The organism is Fodinicurvata fenggangensis DSM 21160 (genome assembly GCF_000686045.1).
In the GTDB taxonomy this organism is placed as follows: domain Bacteria; phylum Pseudomonadota; class Alphaproteobacteria; order Kiloniellales; family DSM-21159; genus Fodinicurvata; species Fodinicurvata fenggangensis.
In genome coordinates, this window is sequence record NZ_JMLV01000007.1 from 85,125 (window position 1) to 102,083 (window position 16,959).

Annotated in this window: 15 protein-coding genes; 5 read left to right on the forward strand and 10 right to left on the reverse strand. The window is 63.7% G+C overall.

The window, feature by feature from the left end; translation table 11 throughout:
* Window positions 1-28: 28 nt before the first annotated feature.
* Entirely contained in the window at window positions 29-487 is a 459-nt protein-coding gene (locus BP38_RS0111045) for a DUF302 domain-containing protein (protein ID WP_026987772.1), read from the forward strand.
* Window positions 488-625: 138 nt separating this feature from the next.
* Here the strand turns inward: BP38_RS0111045 and BP38_RS0111050 are convergent, their stop codons facing one another.
* Both BP38_RS0111050 and ettA read right to left on the reverse strand, forming a co-directional pair.
* Complete coding sequence (locus BP38_RS0111050; protein ID WP_026987773.1) at window positions 626-1,108, reverse strand: PAS domain-containing protein; 483 nt, start codon at window positions 1,106-1,108, stop codon at window positions 626-628.
* Between the two features lie 133 nt (window positions 1,109-1,241).
* Complete coding sequence (gene ettA, locus BP38_RS0111055; RefSeq protein ID WP_026987774.1) at window positions 1,242-2,915, reverse strand: energy-dependent translational throttle protein EttA; 1,674 nt, start codon at window positions 2,913-2,915, stop codon at window positions 1,242-1,244.
* A gap of 239 nt (window positions 2,916-3,154) precedes the next feature.
* On the opposite strand from ettA, the gene cuyA reads away from it, so the two are divergent.
* Both cuyA and cuyB read left to right on the forward strand, forming a co-directional pair.
* Window positions 3,155-4,168: a D-cysteate sulfo-lyase gene (gene cuyA / locus BP38_RS0111060; protein WP_026987775.1), complete on the forward strand. Its 1,014-nt coding sequence runs from the start codon at window positions 3,155-3,157 to the stop codon at window positions 4,166-4,168.
* Window positions 4,165-4,893, forward strand: coding sequence for a cysteate racemase (cuyB, locus tag BP38_RS0111065; RefSeq protein WP_026987776.1), 729 nt, complete (start codon window positions 4,165-4,167; stop codon window positions 4,891-4,893). The genes cuyA and cuyB overlap by 4 nt, the downstream gene beginning before the upstream one ends.
* 140 nt (window positions 4,894-5,033) lie before the next feature.
* Here the strand turns inward: cuyB and BP38_RS0111070 are convergent, their stop codons facing one another.
* The 7 genes from BP38_RS0111070 to BP38_RS22610 all read right to left on the reverse strand — a co-directional run bounded on the left by BP38_RS0111070 (window position 5,034) and on the right by BP38_RS22610 (window position 10,929).
* A complete protein-coding gene (locus tag BP38_RS0111070; RefSeq protein ID WP_026987777.1) occupies window positions 5,034-5,402 on the reverse strand; it encodes a hypothetical protein in 369 nt (122 codons plus the stop codon).
* Between the two features lie 81 nt (window positions 5,403-5,483).
* On the reverse strand, window positions 5,484-5,852 hold the full coding sequence (locus tag BP38_RS0111075) for a hypothetical protein (protein WP_026987778.1): 369 nt from the start codon (window positions 5,850-5,852) through the stop codon (window positions 5,484-5,486).
* 295 nt (window positions 5,853-6,147) lie between these two features.
* Complete coding sequence (locus BP38_RS0111080) at window positions 6,148-8,898, reverse strand: sensor histidine kinase (protein ID WP_026987779.1); 2,751 nt, start codon at window positions 8,896-8,898, stop codon at window positions 6,148-6,150.
* Window positions 8,899-9,291, reverse strand: a complete 393-nt coding sequence (locus BP38_RS22235; RefSeq protein WP_155992373.1) for a hypothetical protein — start codon at window positions 9,289-9,291, stop codon at window positions 8,899-8,901. It abuts the gene before it with no gap.
* Between the two features lie 93 nt (window positions 9,292-9,384).
* Window positions 9,385-9,762 (reverse strand): response regulator transcription factor, encoded by a 378-nt coding sequence (locus BP38_RS0111090; protein WP_026987780.1) that lies wholly within the window; start codon window positions 9,760-9,762, stop codon window positions 9,385-9,387.
* A 164-nt stretch (window positions 9,763-9,926) separates the two neighbouring features.
* Window positions 9,927-10,499: a queuosine precursor transporter gene (locus BP38_RS0111095; protein WP_322098952.1), complete on the reverse strand. Its 573-nt coding sequence runs from the start codon at window positions 10,497-10,499 to the stop codon at window positions 9,927-9,929.
* Between the two features lie 262 nt (window positions 10,500-10,761).
* Window positions 10,762-10,929: a hypothetical protein gene (locus tag BP38_RS22610; protein ID WP_155992375.1), complete on the reverse strand. Its 168-nt coding sequence runs from the start codon at window positions 10,927-10,929 to the stop codon at window positions 10,762-10,764.
* Window positions 10,930-11,240: 311 nt separating this feature from the next.
* Between BP38_RS22610 and BP38_RS22240 the strand changes: the two genes are divergently transcribed.
* On the forward strand, window positions 11,241-12,263 hold the full coding sequence (locus tag BP38_RS22240) for a PD-(D/E)XK nuclease family protein (RefSeq protein ID WP_081816610.1): 1,023 nt from the start codon (window positions 11,241-11,243) through the stop codon (window positions 12,261-12,263).
* 25 nt (window positions 12,264-12,288) lie between these two features.
* Here BP38_RS22240 and BP38_RS0111110 read toward each other — a convergent pair whose 3' ends face one another.
* Window positions 12,289-15,714: a class I SAM-dependent DNA methyltransferase gene (locus BP38_RS0111110; RefSeq protein WP_051609288.1), complete on the reverse strand. Its 3,426-nt coding sequence runs from the start codon at window positions 15,712-15,714 to the stop codon at window positions 12,289-12,291.
* Window positions 15,715-16,095: 381 nt separating this feature from the next.
* On the opposite strand from BP38_RS0111110, the gene BP38_RS20305 reads away from it, so the two are divergent.
* A complete protein-coding gene (locus tag BP38_RS20305) occupies window positions 16,096-16,845 on the forward strand; it encodes a GcrA family cell cycle regulator (protein WP_035724843.1) in 750 nt (249 codons plus the stop codon).
* Window positions 16,846-16,959 lie beyond the last annotated feature (114 nt).

The following is a 16,959-nucleotide window of genomic DNA, read 5'->3' on the forward strand; positions in this document are numbered from 1 at the left end:
GCTTTTCAAGACACGGGAGGTCTTCTCAATGCTCAAGCACACCCTCGCCCTGGCCTGCGGCCTGGCCCTCATCAGCGCCCCGGCTCTGGCTGAAAACGACGACCTGGTTATCAAGAGCAGCCCGCATGGCGTTTCCGAAACCCTCGACCGGCTAAGCGATGTCGTCGAGGAGAACGGCGCCACGGTCTTTGCCCGCATCGACCATGCCGCCGGTGCCTCGGCCATCGACGAGGACCTGCCACCCATGGAGGTCCTGATCTTCGGCAATCCGCAGATGGGTACGCCGCTGATCCAGGAGAACCCGGAAGTGGGCCTGGACTTGCCGGTGCGTGTGCTGGCCTGGGAAGACAGCTCCGGCAACACCCGCGTGGCCTACCTGGAGGCCGAGGAACTGGCCGACCGCTATGACATCGACGAGGACCTGGAGGCCGTGCAGAACATGGAAAAGGCCCTCGACAACCTGACCGGCGCAGCCATCTCCGAGTAACCTCCGACTCTTCCATGCCAGTTGGAGGCGTGTACCGCAGGCCTTGCGGACACGTCCTCCACACCACTCCCGAAAGTCCAGAATCGCATATCGCCTGCCGCGGCCTTCATGGCAGGCAGTGTTGACCCGGGGGCGCCCCTACATGGATCGGGGTAGCGGGCCACTTTTGCGTTCGAACTGGAAACAGGCCAGGATGGATGCGATGTCGCCGTCGGGGCCTGCCAGAGGCACCGCCAAGCGTTCATAGGTTACATATTCCCGGCCCAGGTCATAGAGATTGCCCCGATAGAGGTGGGGTTCGCCGCTCTTCACGATTTCCGCGTAGCCGTCGATAACCTCCCGGCTCTCGTGCCGGGCGTGGTATTCCAGGACCGTCTCGCCGGTGAAATCCCGGCCGATTTCCTCGGCAATCTTCGTTCCGACCACGCGATAGCGGAAGTCCGTCCCGTCATCGAGAACATCCAGCAGGATCAGGTGGCCCAGCAGAGCGCGCGGTGCCTCGACGATGTCGAAGGCGCTGCGCTTGGCCACGGCCGCCCCGTTGCAGAGGCTTTTCCAGTGGTCGCGAAAGCTGAGTAGACGCTCGGATGTGATTCGGTTCGCGTCCTGAACCATTTGCATGAAGAAAACTTCTTCTACTTGTTAAACGACGGTCCCTTTATGTGGTGCGCGTTCCGGAATAAATAACCCCGATGGCTTGCCAGGGTGTCCGCACCCTGTGACAGCCGCCTGACCTCTAGCGTTCCTCTGACCTCTAGCGCTCCAGGGGCTTGTACTTGATGCGATGCGGCTGGTCGGCCTCGGCGCCCAGGCGGCGTTTGCGGTCGGCCTCGTAGTCCTGGTAGTTGCCCTCCAGCCAGACCACCTGGCTGTCGCCCTCGAAGGCCAGGATATGGGTGGCGATGCGGTCCAGGAACCAGCGATCGTGGCTGATCACCATGGCGCAGCCGGCAAATTCCAGCAGCGCCTCTTCCAGGGAGCGCAGGGTGTCCACGTCCAGGTCGTTGGTCGGCTCGTCGAGCAGCAGGAAGTTGGCGCCCGACTTCAGCATCTTGGCCAGGTGCACGCGGTTGCGCTCACCGCCCGACAGCTGCCCCACACGCTTCTGCTGGTCCGGTCCCTTGAAGTTGAAGGCGCCCACATAGGCGCGCGAAGGCGTCTGCCTCTTGCCGATCTGGATCATGTCCAGGCCGTCCGAAACCTCTTCCCAGACCGTCTTGTCGGGATTGAGGGAATCGCGGCTCTGGTCCACGTACCCCAGCTTCACCGTCTCGCCCACGCGCAGCTCGCCGCCATCGGGCGTTTCCTGGCCGGTGATCATGCGGAACAGCGTCGTCTTGCCGGCGCCGTTGGGGCCGATGATGCCCACCAGGGCACCCGGCGGCACCTTGAAGGACAGATCCTCGATCAGCAGGTGGTTGCCGAAGCCCTTGCGCAGGTCGTTGGCCTCGACCACCAGGTCACCCAGGCGCGGGCCCGCGGGAATGGTGATCTCGCCCGGTTCGGGCGCCTTCTCCTGCCCGGCCCGCAGCAACTCGTCATAGGCGTTGATGCGCGCCTTGGACTTGGCCTGGCGCGCCTTGGGGCTCTGCTGGATCCACTCCATCTCGTGCGACAGGGTGCGCTGGCGCGCGGCCTCTTCCCGGGACTCCTGCGCCAGCCGCTTGCGCTTCTGCTCCAGCCAGCCGGAGTAGTTGCCTTCGAAGGGGATACAGTTCCCACGGTCGATCTCCAGGATCCAGCCGGCCACGTTGTCCAGGAAATAGCGATCGTGGGTCACGGCCATGACGGTGCCCTTGTATTCCTCCAGGTAGCGCTCCAGCCAGCTGACGGACTCGGCGTCCAGGTGGTTGGTCGGTTCGTCCAGCAGCAGCACGTCCGGCTTCTGCAGCAGCAGGCGACAGAGCGCCACACGGCGCCGCTCGCCGCCCGACAGGTTGGTGACGGCCGTGTCGCCCGGCGGGCAACGCAGGGCATCCATGGCCACTTCGATCCGGCGTTCCAGGTCCCAGGCGTCAGCCGCGTCAATCTTCTCCTGCAGTTCGGCCTGTTCGGCCAGCAGGGCATCGAAATCGGCGTCCTCGTCGGCGAACAGCGCGCTGACCTCGTTGTAGCGGTCCACCAGCGCCTTCAGGTCGGCCAGCCCCAGCATCACGTTGCCAGCGACATCCTTGTCCTCGTCCAGGCGCGGTTCCTGAGGCAGGTAGCCGACCTTGGCGCCCTTGGCGGCCCAGGCCTCGCCATTGTACTCGGTATCCTCGCCCGCCATGATGCGCAGCAGGGTCGACTTGCCGGCACCGTTCGGGCCCAGAACACCGATCTTGGCGCCGGGCAGGAAGTGCAGATGGACGTCCTTCAGGACCTGCCGCCCGCCGGGATAGGTCTTATTCAGTCCCTGTAACGTGTAGATGTACTGATAGCTCGCCATCTTGCCCTACCTTCACTGCTGTCGGAAACGCTGCGCCAGAGCCTTTGCGCCGGCGCGCCCGATGTGTCGCACAAGCCATGCCCAAGGTCCAGCCACCTTGCGCCTTCCGCGCCTGGCCGAAGTTGCAAGTGACGTGCCTTGGCCGTGCGGCAATGTTACCCTTTCGACCGGAATCCTCACGGGCGTCGTCAACGCCCGTGCTTCAAGAAGATAAAAGCCCAAATACGGAGACAGACAGCATGAATCTTGCCCGCTTCCCCCGCGTCCGCCTGGGTCACCTGCCCACCCCGCTGGAGCCCATGGAGCGCCTGTCGAAGCACCTCGGCGGCCCGAACCTCTGGATCAAGCGCGATGACTGCACGGGCCTGGCCTCCGGCGGCAACAAGACGCGCAAGCTGGAATTTCTCATGGCCGATGCCCTGGAGCAGGGCGCAGACACGGTGATCACCCAGGGCGCTACCCAGTCGAACCATGCGCGCCAAACTGCGGCCGCCACTGCGAAACTCGGTCTTGCCTGTCACATCCTGCTTGAGAACCGCACCGGCAGCGACGATCCGAGCTACGTCCACAATGGCAACGTCCTGCTCGACCAGCTGCACGGCGCCAGTATCGCCAAGCGTCCGGCCGGTGCCGACATGCAGGCCGAGATGGAAAAGCTGGCCGAAGCCCTGCGCGGCCAGGGCCGCAAGCCCTATGTCATTCCCGGCGGCGGCTCCAACCCCGTGGGTGCGCTGGGCTACGTCAACGCCAGCCTGGAACTGCTGAACCAGTCAGTCGACATGGGTCTGCGCGTCGACCATCTGGTTCACGCCACCGGCAGCGCCGGTACCCAGGCCGGCCTGGTCACCGGCCTGAAGGCCCTGAACAGCCAGATTCCCGTGCTGGGGATCGGCGTCCGCGCACCGAAGGACAAGCAGGAGGAAAACGTCTTCGTCCTGGCCGAGCGGACCTCCACCCATCTGGGCCTGGACGGCGTGGTGCGCCGCGAGGACGTGGTCGCCAACTGCGACTACGTGGGCGAAGGCTACGGCATTCCCACCGACAGCATGGTCGAGGCGGTCAAGCTGCTGGCCCAGCAGGAGGGCATCCTTCTGGACCCCGTCTATTCCGGCAAGGGCTTCGCCGGCCTGCTCGACCTGATCGGCAAGGGCCACTTCGACAAGAACGACAACGTGGTCTTCCTGCACACCGGCGGTTCGGTCGCGCTGTTCGGCTATCCCGACATCTACGGACTGCCCGGCTACCAGGCATGACGACGGGCCAGCCGCACCCCGGGTCCAGGAAAACGCTCGGCCTGCTGGGCGGCATGGGCCCGGAAGCCACCGTGGAGCTGATGCGTCGCGTCGTCGCCGCCACGCCGGCGCGCGACGACGCCGACCACATCCACATGCTGGTCGACAACAACCCGCAGGTGCCCTCACGCATTGCCCATGTGATCGAGGGCACCGGCGAAGACCCGACGCCGGTGCTGATCGCCATGGCGGAAGGCCTGAAGCAGTCCGGCGCCGACTTCCTGGCCATGCCCTGCAACACGGCGCACTGGTACCTGCCGGCCGTATGCAAGGCCGTCGACCTGCCCTTCCTGGACATGATCGACCTGTCGGTGCGCTATCTCCGGAACAGCCGGCTGCGCCCGCAGACGGTCGCCTTGCTGGCGTCGCCCGCCGTGCGCAAGGTCGGGCTGTTCGACCAGCGCCTGCAGGCCGCCGGTTTCACGCCGCTGCATGCCGATGGCGAGGAGGCGGAAGAGCTGCTGAAAGCCATCCGCGCCGTCAAGTCGAAGGGCTATGGCGAGACGGAGCGCCAAGGCTACCAGGCCGCCACCGACGCGCTGCGCCGACGCGGCGCGGACGCTTTCCTGATCGCCTGCACGGAACTGTCGGTCATCGACCTGCCGGACACGGCCGGCCTGCCCATCGCCGACACTCTGGACCTGCTGGTCGCCGAGATCCTGAGGACAGCGGGCGTGACTCCTTGAGCGTCTGAAGCTCCAGGTCCTTGCATAAAAAAAGACCGCGCCAGAGGGAAGCTGGCGCGGTCTAGGATGGGGGGACCATGATACTGGTGCCGGGGTCATCCCGTCAGGAAGACCCCGGGGTCATTGGATGTGCAGTTGGCTCAGCGGCCGCTGTAACGGACGCGCTGCTCCATCTCGGCAAAGTCGTCACGGGTCTGGCGCGCCTCGATGACATCCGAGGTGACCTCGGGATTCGATGCGTACTGCGCACTATCAACCGTCAGCGTACCGAGGGCCGCATTGGCATTCAGGGTGCGCTCACCGCTATACCCCTCGATGCCCGGGTTGCCGGAAAGCTGCGTGCCATTGGCATCGAAAGAGGGCACCACATCAGCCGTGCCGAGTGCGGTCTGCGCCTGGACATGGCCACCGGCATAACCCTCGTTGCTGGGGGATGTCTGGGCCAGGGCCGGCATTGCCAGGGCGGTGGTGATTGCGAAACCGATGGCGGGAATCATTGTCTTGGTCATATCTTACGTCTCCTTCGTCTCTGGAAAAGCCCGGGGCCAGTTCTGTTGGAAGGCCCCGGGGTCATTGGATGTGCAGTTGGCTCAGCGGCCGCTGTAGCGGACGCGCTGCGCCATTTCGGCGAAATCGTTACGGGTCTGGCGCGCCTCGATGACGTCCGAGGTGACCTCGGGGTTCGAGGCGTACTGCGCACTTTCAACCGTCAGCGTACCGAGGGCGGCATTGGCGTTCAGGGTGCGCTCACCGCTGTACCCCTCGATGCCCGGGTTGCCGGAAAGCTGCGTGCCATTGGCATCGAAGGACGGCACCACATCAGCCGTTCCGAAAGCGGTCTGGGCCTGGACATGGCCGCCGGCATAGCCTTCGTTGCTGGGGGTGGTCTGGGCCATGGCCGGCAGGGCCAGCGCTGTCGTCAGGGCGAAACCGATGGCGGGGATCATTGTCTTGGTCATATCTTACGTCTCCTTCGTTCTACTAAGCTCCGAACCGCAGGCTGCGGTTCGGCTGGTATCTGCAAGCCAGGCATTGGCTGTTGATGAAGGAGTTAAGCTCTTCTCCGCCGTAAGATTAGACGCAGATTGCGCAAAAGATTGGTGACTTGAGATGAACGATAACTTGTAAAAATGCGTTCACGTTTCCGTGAGGAAACTTTGAAGGCTCTTTACCAGGCGGCTGTAAACCTGCCTCAAGCGTCCTGCTGCAAAGGAGCCATAGCCGGATAAAGACGCGGCCACCGAATTGGCAGGCTCACTCCGCCGCAGAATCCTGTCGTGCGTCCTCGGACTCGCTTGTAGGCAGGGAAAAGCGGAAGCAGGCGCCCGCGCCGGGCGTGCTTTCCACCCAGATGCGCCCGCCGAAGCTCTCGATGATCTGCCGGCTGATGGGCAGGCCCAGGCCCGTGCCCTTGGGCTTGTCGGACAGCGTGCTGCCGGCCTGCTGGAAGCGCTCGAAGATGCGCTCGTGGTCCTCTGGCGTGATGCCCGGTCCGTTGTCGCGGATCGAGACGACAACGCTGTCGCCCTGCAGGGCCGCCTGCACCGAGACTTCGCCATCCGGGCTGCGGCAGAACTTCACCGCGTTGGACAGCAGGTTCACGATCACCTGCATCAGGCGGTCCCGGTCCACGCGCAGCAGAGGCAGCCCCTCGGGCACCTCCACCTCCAGCGTGACCTCGCGCTCGTCGAACAGGCCGGCGGTGGCCGCCAGGGCGTCCATGACCACCGTGCGCGGTTCCACCTCGCTCATCTCCCAGTCCATGCGGCCGGCCTCCATGCGGGCCAGGTCCAGGATCTGGTTGATCAGTCGGGTCAGGCGCTCGCTTTCCTTGACGATGATGTCCAGGAAGCGCGCGCGCTGCTCGGCATCGGTATCGGGATTGTCGGCCAGCAGCTCGCCGAACGAGCGGATGGCCGTCAGCGGCGTGCGGAGCTCGTGGCTGACCGTGGCCAGGAAGTCGTCCTTCAGGCGGTCCAACTCCTTCAGGCGCTCGTTGGCGGCCCGCAACTCGGCTGTCAGCTCCTGCAGTTCGCGGGACTTCTGCTCCAGCTGCCGGCTGTAGGAGATGACGTGCGAGGTCTCGTCCAGGATCTGCATGACCTCGTCGAAGCCGACCCGCTCGCCCTTCATGATGCTGCCCACCATCACGCGCGCCGAAGCGCCGCCGATCACGCCTGCCAGTGCACGTTCCGCGCGCGCCAGCATGGCCGGGTCGGCATCGGCATTGGCCGAGGGCACGCCCGGCTTGCGGCTGCCCGGCTCGGACAGGACGCGCTGGGCCTGGGCGGGCCCTAGGAAGCGGCCCAGCAGGTCCTGCAGGTCGCCCTGGGTGGCCGTGCCGCGCCAGGTGACTTCGCCCCCCGGCCCGGCAAAGACATCCACGAAGCGCACCGCCTGGATACGCTCCAGCGCACCCGGCCGGTCATAGGCCGAGACCACGACGTACCCCAGGATGTTGCCGAGCATGCTCCAGATCAGGGAATGGGTCAGCTCGTCCAGGCCGGTCAGGCCGAACAGCGCATAGGGTTTCAGAAGCTCGATGCCGAAAGGCCCCGCCTCGATGAACTCCAGGGGCAGCCAGCCCGAGCGTGCGAAGGACGGCAGCAGCAGGGTGTAGCTCCAGAGGAAGAAGCCGAGCAGCAGGCCGGTCAGCGCGCCGTTGCGCGTGCCGCCCTTCCAGAACAGGCCGCCGACGATGGCCGGGGCGAACTGCGCGGCGGCGGCAAAGGAGATCAGGCCGATGGTGACCAGTGTGTAGGAGCCGCCCAGATTGCGCACATAGAGATAGGACAACAGCAGGATCAACAGGATGCTGCCCCGCCGGATGCCCAGCAGCAGGCGCGTCAGGTCCCCGCGTTCGTTGAGGCGCAGCGCCCGCCAGCGCAGCAGGACCGGCATGACCAGGTCGTTGCAGATCATGGTGCTCAGCGCCACGGTCTCAACGATGATCATGGCCGTGGCCGCGGACAGGCCACCAACGAAGGCGAGGAAGGCCAGGAGGGTCTGCCCCTCGGCCAGCGGCACCGCCAGCACGAAGGTGTCGGGGTTGACCCCGCCGTCCGGGAACATCAGCAGGCCGGCCAGCGCGATGGGCATGACGAAAAGGTTGATGGCCAACAGGTAGAGCGGGAACAGCCAGACCGCCTTCTTCAGGTGACGCTCGTCCACGTTCTCGACCACCATCACCTGGAACTGGCGCGGCAGGCAGATGATGGCCGCCATGGACAGCAGCATCAGGGTGATCCACTGGAAGGGCGTGCCCATGGCGTCCAGCGACAGGACCGAGGCGATCTCCGGCACCGCCTGTGCCTGGCTGAACAGGTCCCCGAAGCCGTTGAACAGGCCGAAGGTGACGAAAATGCCGACCGCCAGGAAGGCCACCAGCTTGACCACGGACTCGAAGGCGACCGCCGTCACCATCCCCTCGTGATGCTCGCTGGCATCGATGTGCCGCGTGCCGAACAGGATGGCAAAGCCGGCCATCAGCAGGGTGATCAACAGCGCGTTGTCGATAAAGGCCAGGCCGTCCAGCGGCATCTGCAGTTCGGCATTGCGCGCCCCCTGCAGCATGACGATGAAACTGCCGTAGACTGCCTTCAGCTGCAGCGCGATGTAGGGCAGGATCGCCACAACGGCGATCACCGTCACCGCTCCGCTGGTCACCGTGCTCTTGCCATAGCGCGAGGAGATGAAGTCGGCGATCGAGGTGATGCGCTCGGCCTTGCCGATGCGCACCATCTTGCGCAGCAGCACCCACCACAACGTGAAGACCAGCGTCGGCCCCAGATACGTGGGCAGGAAGCTGAAGCCCGTGGTCGCCGCCTGCCCCACGGAGCCGTAAAAGGTCCAGGAGGTGCAGAAGACCGCGATCGACAGGGTATAGATATAGGGGTTCAGCAGGCTGCGGCCCTGCTCGGCGCGCTTGTCCGCGAAATAGGCGACCGCGAACAGCAGGCTCAGATAGCCCACCGCCACCAGCAGGATGATGCCATAGCCCTGCATTCAACCACCATCCCGCGAGGCTGTGCCGGGGGGGAGGCGGGAAGAAACCTGGGAGGACGCGCGCCGGGCCGCCTGCTGGACGTCCGGCGCGTTCGGATCCCGGTTCAGCCCCTCCCTGTCCCGCTCATGGGGGGTGTCCTCCTGTGCCGCGGGCAGGTCCGGTGCCCGGCGTGTTCCCAGTCCGATCATCAGGATGACCAGCGCCCAGCTGGCGAAGAAATAGACGAACAGCAGTGGAAGGCCGAAGAACTGGACAGCCTGGTCGAAGACCAGAAGCAGCGGCGGATTGAGCAGGAGAATGGTCAGAAGGAACAGGGCGACGGAGCGCGCCGGCGTTATGCGCAGGCCGTGCAGCCCGCGCCGTTCTCCGATCTGTCTGCCTGGCTCCTTCATCCCCTCTGCCATCCCGGCTGCCGTTCGGCCCCCCATCTCCCTGACTTGGCGTCTCCCTGACCTGGTGTCTGCCCGACCTGTTCGATCCTGTCGTCAGACCCACGCACTGTCCAGCAGGGCCTCGACCTCTTCCAGGATCCTGCGGTTCGAGAAGGGCTTGGTGATATAGGCATCAGCCCCCATGGCCAGCCCCTTCTCGCGCTCTTCGTCGCGGCCGCGCGCCGTCAGCATGATGATGGGCACCGAGCGCCAGGCGGCCTTCTCGCGCAGCAGGCGACAGACATCATAGCCATCGCGTCGCGGCAGCATCACGTCCAGGATAATCAGGTCAGGTTTGTGATCCTGGCACGCCTGCAGTGCGGCCTCGCCATCCGGCGCCACGCGCACGTGATAGCCGGCGCCGCGCAACAGCACCTCCAGCGAAAGTACGATATTGGGTTCGTCATCGACCAGAAGGATCGACGGATTCATGGGGTCTCCCTAGAACAGTTTATCGGCTTTTCACGCCCGTTCTCTTGCGGGTCTCTTGGGGCGCGCAGTCTAACGACTGCAGCGTTGAACGCCAAATTATTCGGCAAGCATATGAAATAATGGGTTTCTATAGGGATGCAGGTTTCCGCATCCAGCCTGTGAGATCAGGAACGCACGGCCTGCCGGTCGGGGATCAGCGCGATCAGTGCCCGGAAGGGCACCAGCATGGTCAGCGCGATGGCGACCTTCACGCCATAGTCGCCCAGGGCCAGCGTCACCCAGGGCACCGCCGTGGCCCAGAAGGCGAGCGCGAAGAACAGCGCCGTGTCGATGGCCGAGGCGACGAAGGACGAGAGCAGCGGCGCCTGCCACCAGGCCGCCCGGCGCAGGCGGTCGAAGATGAAGACATCCAGAAGCTGCGCCGTCAGGAAGGCCGCCCCCGAGGCCAGCGCAATGCGCGGCGTGGCCAGCACCAGAGACAGCAGCACGGCCACTGCGAAGCCGGCCAGGACCACCCGGCGCGCCTGCTGCGCACCCAGGGCCCGCGTGCAGAGATCGGTCACCAGGAAACAGATCGGATAGGTCAGCGCCCCGAAGGTCAGGAAGTCGTTGATGGGATACTGCACCAGGACATTCGACGCCGTGACCAGCAGCGTCATGGCCACCAGTCCCATCAGGAATCCCCGCTGCATGTAAGCGCTGTCGAACGCGCGCATGTAACCCTTGCCTTTGCCCATGATCTCGCTGATCGGCGTGTCCTAACAGAAAGCCCCCCGGAAAGCCACTGCAGCTTCCATGGTGAATTCATAGCAGGGCGTAGAGTTGGACAATGGCAGAGTCAGTCCCAAGACCTTTCGAGGCCCGCTCATGCGGGCACCTCAAGGCGAGGGTATTTTTTACATTAAAATCAATGCACTAACATCCTCATGGTGAGGTGGCTTCCGCAGGAGACCCTCGAACCATCCGGCATAGGCGCCGCCGTCATAACGCCGCACTCAGTCACTCGGCTATTATATCGCTGGTCACCTGGACGAGGTCTCGCCCACCATTTCCGGACTCTGCCGCCTCAACGGCCTCGGACGCACAGACACCGGTTGGCTCAGCCTCACCCATTGCGATCGCAAGAGCCTCGTGGGCGCTTTGCACCAATTCCTTTCCAAGGCTCATCTCAATCTCCTCATTTCGTGAGACGAAGTTTCCGCACACTGCTCACACCGACTCTTATGCGCCAACGGGGCGCTTTGATTATGGCAGACCGCGCTGGAAGTGGTTGTTATCGCTGCCGCCAAGGCGAGTGGTGCTGCTGAAGAGGAAAACCAACCGCCAGAAGCTGTTGCAAACATTCTTTTTGACGGGAGTGATGACAGTAAACTCCACCACCAACTCTCGGTCAGATTTTGATTCGTCAGGGTTCAAGTACACTCTTATATGTTGTATTTTTCTGGAATTCGATACAACTCTAATATGGATGGTCAAGAATGCCGGAAACGTTATTCAACCGAGCGCCCAGCGAAATGTCTCATTCTGCGTTTTGGGCGTGGTTCTTCGATTCCCTGAATGCAACATCTGGGAAACGCGCTGCATTGGCCCAGCATGCGAAAAAGGCACTCAACGAGCTAGGCTTACAAAACACAGGGGCAGGAATAACTGTCAGAACTGAGGTGAAAGCGAGAAAAGGCGGCCGCTATGATATTACAATAGAATCAGACAGCGAAAAAATTATTATAGAAAATAAGATAAAATCAACTCCAAGCAACAAGCAGTTACAGTCATATTCAAATCATAGCAATAACAGTACAGCAACCTCAGGTGTTTTATTTTCTCTAGCGTTCGATCAAGATGTGCGAGCTGATCTTTCCTGGCCCTATTTCGGGTTAGATGAAATGATTGTCTGGCTGGAACAAGCTGAGGGCACCCATGATATCAGCGATGAATATCTTGCTTTCCTGAAGAGGGAGCGAGATTTCCGCGACTGGATTTCAAGTGCCATCAACTCGAATGATGCCAATGAGACATACAAAGCTTTCAAGGAACCGTCGGGGCAATGGCTATGGATGCATCAGTTATGTAAGGGCATAGGCCAAGATGCCTCACAGATTGTAAGAGGCACCAATAATAGTGGTGCTCCCTGGACCCAAATTCACTTTGCTGATGCCATAAGCGCCCCGAAAGACTGCCTTTTCTATCGTTTGGATCACGACCGGAATGGATATTACCTCGCCATTCGACAGTATAATTCCCAAGACCACACTGCCAAGAGAGATGGACGACTTGAACACCTTTCATCGTTATGGAAAGAAGCAGCAGAAGAGGAAAACATTCCACTTACTTACAAGTCCCCTCGCAACCGGCGTAAAAACCAGAATGAACGCACTGTCATTCACTTGTCATTCAAGGACAACAACGGCCCAAAAGCAGTGCTCCAAGCAGTCCCTGGCATCCACAAGAAATTCATCAGAAAGCTTTTGAACACAGGCCAGTACACGGTTCGCATCCCATAGGGTTACACCTCAATAGCCGGGCCACCTACAGCCTGTAGCCCGCCTCCGTCTCCTGCAGGTGGTTGAGTTCGCAGAGGGTTTGCAACAACGCACTCACGTCCTGGCGGCGGGCGCGCTTGAAAAGGGACGCCACCTCCTCGGTGCTGGCGGGGCGGTCCAGGGTGGCGAGCGCCGCGCGCACGGCCTGCACACGTTCGGGCAGGCTCTTGGGCCAGGCCGTCTTGCCGGCGGCGGCCAGGGCCGTTTCGCCCAGGTCCAGTTCCGCGGCGCGGGCTGCGGTGCGTGTCGCCTGCCCCTCGGGGTTCTGGTAGGCGGGGCGCAGCCAGCGAATCTCCCCGCGCGCCTCCTCCTCCGCGCGCGTCCGGTTGAGCGCCACCAGGCGTTCCAGGATCGCCTCGTCCGACAGCTCCCGAGGCCAGCCATAGGCGGCGGCCACCGCCGCATCCAACTGGTCGTGCAGGTCGCGCAGCACCGAGACCAGGCCCTTCTCGTGGATCGCCTGCTCGCTGTCGCTGAGCGCACGGCCTGCGCGCAGGGCCTCCAGCACATTATACATCTGGGTCAGGCTCAAATCCGGCTGCTCGGCCTGGCGTTCCTTGCGGAAGGCGTCCAACCGCTCGGCCAGCGCACGAATCTCGTCCTGCTGTGCCTCTGTCGCGTCCGGGAAGGGGAAGGGATCGAAACAGCGCGACTTGTTATAGCGTGGTCGGTCCTCAAGCGTTCCACCCGAACTCAAGGCCCACACGACATGGATGCGGCTGGAGAGCACGCCCAGGAAGAAGGCGTCCTCCAGCGCAATGTTCACCAGCATGTTGTCGGGCAGGATCTCGGCCTCCAGGAACTGGAAGACACGGTGCTTGGCGGTTTCCACGGTGGCGATATAGCGTGGCAAGCCAGAAAGCGCCCGGCGAAGTTCCGGGCGTGTCTTGCCGAACAACCACCAATCCTTAGCATACTGGTCTGAATCTGACGTGGTTCCCTTGCGCCCATCACGTGTTGGCTTCAGCCGATCGCTTACCCATTGATAGACCTCGGGATAGCGCGCCAGGACCTCCCTGGCGGACAGGCCGTAGAGGTCGATCACCATCACCTCGCGCGGCCGCCCCATCAGGTCACGGCCGTTGCGATAAGGCCGGATATGCTGCTCCAGGCCCGGACGGCGGCCCAGGCCCAGGGCTTCGGCCTCCTCGGGCGTCACGATGAAGCCGCTGCCATGCAGCTTCACGCCGGGACAGCAAAGCCCATCATTGGCCTTCAACGCGTGGGTGCCCGACACGTCCGGGCCGATGGTCAGGTCAGCATGGATCCGCCCCTGGCGCGTGTCGAAGCGCAGGGCCCGCGCGCCTTCTTCGGCAGCCGGGTTTTCCGCCGTTACCTTGTGGAGCTGGCCCGGGTGCTCGCCGGGCACGCCTACGGTCATGGCGATGCGCACGTCGGCGCCGTCGGCGGCGTCCACCCAGGGGTGATCGGGGATCGCGAAGGCGAGCGACAGCGGCTTCTTCCCGCCCATATGCTTGGCAATGACCTGGCGGGCGAACTTCTGGCGCAAGGAATTGGTGGTGATCAGACCGAAACGCTGCGCCTTGCCGGTGGCGACCAGATCGGCCGCCTTGTGCCACCAGTACATTACGTAGTCCACGGACTCCGGCACCTGGGGATAGGTGGCGCGCAGGGTCTCCACGTAACCTGATCCCAGCTCGTCGCGCATGCGCCAGTTGCCGATGAAGGGCGGATTGCCGACGATGAAGTCGGCCCGTGGCCAGCTGGCCGGGCGCGGATTTCGGAAGTGATAGAGCGGACGCGTCTTGCTCTCGTCCGGTACCTCACGGCCGGTGACGGGATGAGTCTTCATGGAAAGGCCGTCCCAGCGCTCGACCGGCCGGCCGGTCTCGTCGCGCACCAGCTCCGGCTCCCCATCCCAGTCCAGGACCGCGTCCCGGCACTCGATGTTGCCGTAGGCCTTGAGGACGGGACTGGGCAGCTGCCGGCGCGCCCGGGTGCGGAAGTGCCACTGCAGATAGCCGATCCAGAGCACCATCTCGGCAATCACGGCGGCGCGCGGATTGACCTCCAGGCCCAGAAACTGCTGAGGGTCGACGGCATAGAGGTCGGGCTGGTCGTCGCCCAGTTCCTCCAGGGCGTTCAGCACCTCGCCTTCCAGGCGCTTCATGTGCTCCAGGGTGACATAGAGGAAGTTCGCCGAGCCGCAGGCGGGGTCCAGCACCCGCGTGTCGCAGAGCCGTTGGTGAAAGGCCTTGATCTCCTCGATGGCCTTTGTGCGTTCGCCATCCTCCAGCCGGCGCTCGGCGGCGATGCGCACGTTCTCCCAGGCTTCTCGCAGGGGCTCGACGACGGTGGGCAGGACCAGACGCTCCACATAGGCACGTGGCGTGTAGTGGGCGCCCAGCTTGTGCCGTTCGCGCTTGTTCAGGGCCCGCTCCAGCAAGGTCCCGAAAATCGCGGGCTCCACCTCCTGCCAATCGGCGGCGGCGGCTTCCAGCAACAGGTCGATCTGTCCGGGCGCCAGCGGCAGGGCGGTGTTCTCGCGGAACAACCCGCCGTTGAAGACCAGGACCTCGGCACCCAGGAAGCTATCGAAACCGCCCTTGTTCATGGTCTTCCAGAGCGATTCCAGCGAACGCTGCAGCACCTTGGGATCATCCCGCCGATCGCGCAGCAGGCGCGTGAAGCCCTCTTCGGACAGCAGGCCCACGTCCTCGGCAAACATGGTGAAGAGGCAACGCATCAGGAACTGCGCCACCTTCTCGGGCTGGTGATCGCGTTCCAGCGAGCGCGCCAATTCCGCCAGGTGATCCGCGATCTCGCGCGTGACCCGGGCGGCCCGCCGCGTGGGGTCCAGGGACTGGGGATCCTCCCAGATGGCCTTGAGGTAGGCGCGTGTGTCAGGTTCGGCCAGTTGCTGCAGCCGGATGCGATGGGCGGCCGGATCGGGAAACGGCAGGTAGGTCTTGCCCGATTGCGAGAAGTCGGCATAGACCTCGATCAGGTGCCCCACATCGACGATCAGCAGGAAGGGGGGCCAGGGCTCGTCCGCATCGTGCAGGGCCTTGGCATAGCGCTCCGCCTGCACGCGGGCCGCCTTCATGCCCTTGTCCCAGCCGCCGGTGCCACGCCGGCCGATTCCGGCCGCACTGGCATCGCTTCCCTGCTTGGCCTCCAGCACGAAGCAGTCGCGCTTGTAGAGATCGATGAAGTTGGCCTGGTGGCGCGCGTCCTCCAGTTGATAGGCGCGCACGCGCCGCTCGAATACATAGGCGTTGTCCGCTTCGGGTGCGTAACCCTGGGGCTGCGCCACCTCCAGCAGCTGGCAGAGCTCGCTCAGAAATAGCTGGGCGTTGGAGCGTTCGCCGCCGCCGGTTTCCTGCCAGCGCGCAATAAAGGCCTGTGCGTCTGCGGTTTTCCCGTCTTCTGGCTTGCCTGTACCCTCCAAGATGAGTCCTGCCCCCGCATGCTTCTTGCCCAGCTTATCCCGCAGGAAAAACACTAGCCGGGGTTGTCATGCAAGGAAAGAGGAGGATGCGCCATTTGGGCTGGGCCAAAGGCCTGGTCTGTGCCGAGGCCTTTCGAGGCCCGCCCGCGCGGGCACCTCAAGGAAAGAATATTTTTTCACTTTAAAATCAATGCCCTAAAACACTCATGGTGAGGCGGCCTCCGCAGGGGGCCCTCGAACCAGCCGGCAGAAGCATGGCAGTCCGCCGCCAAAATCCCGGCTTATCCACAAGGGCGGGACTCAGTCCCGACTCGACAGGGCGACCACTACACGATATCGTAGGGAGACTGTGGAAAATCGCAAGATATAGGGAATAGGGCGATGACTTGGACACCCGACCGCATCGACGAACTGACGCGCCTGTGGAACGAGGGCCAGTCTGCCTCGGCCATCGGCAAGCAGCTCGGGATATCCAAGAATGCCGTCGTGGGCAAGGCCCATCGGCTGAAGCTGGCCGCGCGCCCCTCGCCCATCCGCAAGCAGGAGGCTGGCAACGCCACGACACAGCGCAAGCGCAGCGAATCCCTGGCCATGCCGCCCCGCTCCGAAAGCAGCGGTGAGGCGGCCGAAAGTGCCTCACAGCCGCTGGCCCAGCCCAGACCAGAGGAGAGCACCCCGAAGCAGGTTTCGCAGCCCCAGTCCCCGGCCAGGGAGAAATCCCAGGCCCCCCAGTCCAGGGAGACAGACAAGGCAGGCGCTGAACCGGAGAACGCGGCGAAGTCCAGGGCGAAAGCCCAGCCCCAGGCGGCAAAGGACCGTAACCCGACGGCTGTTGACAGCGCGGCGCCGCCCCCCTCCGAGCAGGCCCTGGAAGCGATCAACGCGCGCGCCAGCCGGCCAAAGCCGGCGCCGCGCCCGCAGCCCGTCTCCCGCACGCCGAAGCCGGCCGAAAGCGCGGCACCTTCCAACCGCAGCTGCCAGTGGCCCATCGGCGACCCCTCGCAGCCGGATTTCCACTTCTGCGAAAGCCCGGCCGCGCCCGGCCGCCCCTATTGCGCCGAGCACTGCGCCATGGCCTATATCACCCGTTCCAAGGACAGCTCCAAGAACAAGTCCTCGGAAGCTGCCTGATCCAAGCGGCACGGCCGGAACCCGCGGCAGGACAGCCATCCGCAAAGCGCATTTGACGCAGCTTTCAGACTGGCGCAATCCTTTAGGTCAGCGGTGCTGACAGGTCGGGAGTCG